This is a genomic window from Nocardioides sp. (assembly GCF_036374615.1).
Classification (GTDB): Bacteria; Actinomycetota; Actinomycetes; order Propionibacteriales; family Nocardioidaceae; genus Nocardioides.
This window is the reverse complement of the sequence record NZ_DASUTK010000071.1, coordinates 1-3332: the sequence shown is the minus strand read 5'-3', so window position 1 is coordinate 3332 and position 3332 is coordinate 1. Positions and strand designations below refer to the sequence as shown.

The 3332-nt window shown below is 72.3% G+C and carries 2 protein-coding genes; both read left to right on the top strand.

The features are described 5' to 3' along the window. Window positions 1-1779, top strand: a 1779-nt coding sequence (locus tag VFZ39_RS06005; RefSeq protein WP_330864825.1) for a glycoside hydrolase family 3 N-terminal domain-containing protein, incomplete at its 5' end; no start/stop codon positions are given. A 39-nt stretch (window positions 1780-1818) separates the two neighbouring features. Beyond that, on the top strand, window positions 1819-3198 hold the full coding sequence (locus VFZ39_RS06000) for a TrpB-like pyridoxal phosphate-dependent enzyme (protein ID WP_330864824.1): 1380 nt from the start codon (window positions 1819-1821) through the stop codon (window positions 3196-3198). The last annotated feature ends 134 nt before the right edge of the window (window positions 3199-3332 follow it).

Below are 3332 nucleotides of genomic sequence, written 5' to 3'. Positions count from 1 at the left end.
AGCGTGCGCCAGGGCGCACGCTCAGGCACACGCCGCGGTGTGGGCTGGCGGGCGGCGGTGGGACTGGTCCTCGTGGTGGTGCTGGCGTTGGCGTTCGCGGGGTGCTCGGGCGCTCCGGAGCCGGACCCGCCGGGTGACGCGGAGACCGAGACACCCTCCTCCAGCCCGCCCGAGGCCGAGCCCACCGAGCCGACCGAACAGCCCGGACCGGCGGAGCGGCTCGGGCTGACCACGGGGTGGGGACCGAGCGAGGCCGAGCTCGACTCCGCCGTACGCCGGGCGCGGCGGCTGTCGCTGCCGGAGCTGGCCGGGCAGCTGATCGTGGCGTCGTGGTCGGGCACAGCGGCGCCGGTTCGCACGGTTCGCAGCCTCCACCTCGGTGGCGTCATCGCCTTCGACGACAACATCGCCTCGCCGCAGCAGATCGCGGCGGTCAACCGCGCACTGCGGCGACAGGTGCGTCGACCGTGGCCGCTGTTCCTCTCCGTCGACCAGGAGGGCGGAATCGTCGAACGGGCGCCGACCACCCCCTTCCCGGCCTTCATGAGCGCAGGTGCAGCGCGCGACCCGCGGCTCACGAATGTGGCCTACCGCCGCTACGGCGCCGAGCTCGCCGACCTCGGGTTCACCGTGAACTTCGCACCGGTCGCTGACGTGACGACGGGGCCGGACGACCCGACCATCGGGTCGCGGTCGGCGGGCTCGGGCCGACAGCTGGTCGCGGCGCAGGCGGTCGCGGCCGCGCAGGGGTTCGCCCGCAGCGGCGTGGTGCCGGTCCTCAAGCACTTCCCCGGCCACGGGTCGGTGCCGGCGGACAGCCATCTCACCCTTCCGGTCCAGAAGCGCTCCCTGCGCCAGCTGCAGCGACGAGACCTGGTGCCGTTCGCGGTCGCCGTCGACGCGGGTCTGCCGGCCGTCATGGTCGGCCACCTCGACGTACGCCGGATCGACCCGCGGCTGCCGTCCAGCCTCTCCCGCCGGGTCGTGACCGGCCTGCTGCGGCACGACCTCGGGTTCCGCGGCCTGGTCGTCACGGACTCACTGCAGATGGCCGCCGTCACACGCGGGCGCGAGCCTGCCGCCGTAGCCGTGCGAGCGATCCGGGCCGGGGCCGACGTACTGCTGATGCCGCCGGACCCGGCAGTGGCGCAGCGCGCGCTGGTGCAGGCGGTGCGCAGGGGTAGCCTCACCCGCTCCCGGCTGCTCCGGTCCGCCGCCCGCCAGATCGCCCTGCTCGACCACTCCGTCCCGACCGGCGACCGACCTGCTCGACCGGGGTCGGCGAGCTCGGAGTCCCGCCGGCTGTCCGCCGCCGCGATCACCGTCGTCTCCGGGCGCTGCCGAGGCCGCCTCGTCGAGGACAGCGTGTTCCCGATCGGGGACGCCGGCGGAAGATCCGCCTTCGTCCCAGCCGCCCGGGCAGCGGGCCTCGAGATCCTGGTGCGCCGCGATCCGCCCGCCCGACTCGCGCAGCCCTCGACCCGCCGCCAGCGGCAGCGGCTCGCCGCGTGGCAGGCGGAGGAGGAGGCCCGGCTCGCGTCGGGCACGAGCATCGGGTTCAGCGGCTACGGGGGTGCGCCGGTCGTGGCCGACGTCGCAGTGGCGACCGACACGCCGTACGTCCTCGGTCAGTCCCGTGCCCGAGTCCGGATCGCCACGTACGGCGAGACCCCTGGCGCGATGGCGTCGTTGGTCGACGTGCTGGTCGGGAGGGCGACGGCGCCGGGTCGGTTGCCGGTCGTGGTCACGGGGGTGCCGCGGCAGCGCTGCAGTCACTAGGGTCGGCGCGAGCCGTCGTCGACGAGGCCAGGAGGCGCCATGTCCCAGGTGCAGCAGCACAAGTTCCAGCTCGACGAGAGCGAGATGCCGACGCGTTGGTACAACGTGCTGCACGACATCCCGACACCACCGCCTCCGGTGCTGCACCCTGGGACCGGACAGCCGGTGGGGCCCGACGACCTGGCGCCGCTGTTCCCGATGGACCTGATCCTCCAGGAGGTGTCCGCCGAGCAGTACGTCGACATCCCGGAGGAGGTCCTCGACGTCTACCGGCTCTGGAGGCCGAGCCCGCTGTACCGCGCGCACCGGCTGGAGAAGGCGCTCGGGACACCGGCGCGGATCTACTACAAGTACGAAGGTGTGTCCCCGGCCGGCTCGCACAAGCCGAACACTGCGGTTCCCCAGGCGTTCTACAACGCCAAGGCAGGGATCAAGCGGCTGACCACCGAGACCGGAGCCGGTCAGTGGGGCACGGCGCTGGCGTTCGCCTGCGCGCAGTACGGCCTGGCCTGCGAGGTGTGGCAGGTGCGTGCGTCGTACGACCAGAAGCCCTACCGGCGGATGATGATCGAGACCTTCGGCGGCACCATCCACCCCAGCCCCTCGGACCTGACGGAGGCCGGGCGCGCGATCCTGGCGGAGCACCCCGACTCGACCGGGTCGTTGGGGATCGCCATCAGTGAGGCGGTCGAGGTCGCGGCGCAGGACCCGGAGTCCAACTACGCGCTCGGCAGCGTGCTCAACCATGTGCTGATGCACCAGACGATCATCGGCGAGGAGGCCCTGCTGCAGCTCGCGATGGCGGGGGAGACCCCTGACCTGCTGGTCGGGTGCACCGGGGGTGGGTCGAACTTCGGCGGCCTGATGTTCCCCTTCCTGCGTGAGAAGTGGGCGGGCCGGATGAGCCCGACGGTGCGAGCGGTGGAGCCGGCCGCGTGTCCGTCGCTGACGGAGGGGACCTACGCGTACGACTTCGGCGACACCGCGGGGATGACGCCGTTGATGAAGATGCACACGCTCGGCCACGACTTCATCCCGGACCCGATCCATGCCGGTGGACTGCGCTACCACGGGATGAGCCCCCTGATCAGCCACCTCTACGAGACCGGCGAGATCGAGGCGGTCGCCAAGCCGCAGACCGAGTGCTTCTCCGCCGGCGTCCTGTTCGCGCGCTCGGAGGGCATCGTGCCGGCCCCGGAACCGACGCACGCCCTGGCGGCGGCTGTCGAGGAGGCGGCGCGGTGCAAGGAGACCGGTGAGGAGAAGGTGATCCTGACCGCTCTGTGCGGACACGGTCACCTCGACCTGGCCGCCTATGACGCGTACCTGTCCGGCGAGGTCGTCGACCACGACTGGGGCGATGCCGACATCCAGGCCCAGGTGGCCGACGCGCTCTCCCGACTGCCGGCGCTGGCCTGACCCACCCGCGGCGTGTGCCTGAGAGTGCGCCAGAGCGCACTGTGAAGGCTCAGGACATCGCGGACAGAAGAAGTCTCACGACATCGCGGACACTTGACCGGTTCGCGGTCTGCCTGGTGTTCAGGGTGGACCGT

Bases quoted from the DNA above. Each gene is read 5' to 3' on its own strand.
- VFZ39_RS06000 (WP_330864824.1), top strand. From the start codon at position 1,819: ATGTCCCAGGTGCAGCAGCACAAGTTCCAGCTCGACGAGAGCGAGATG.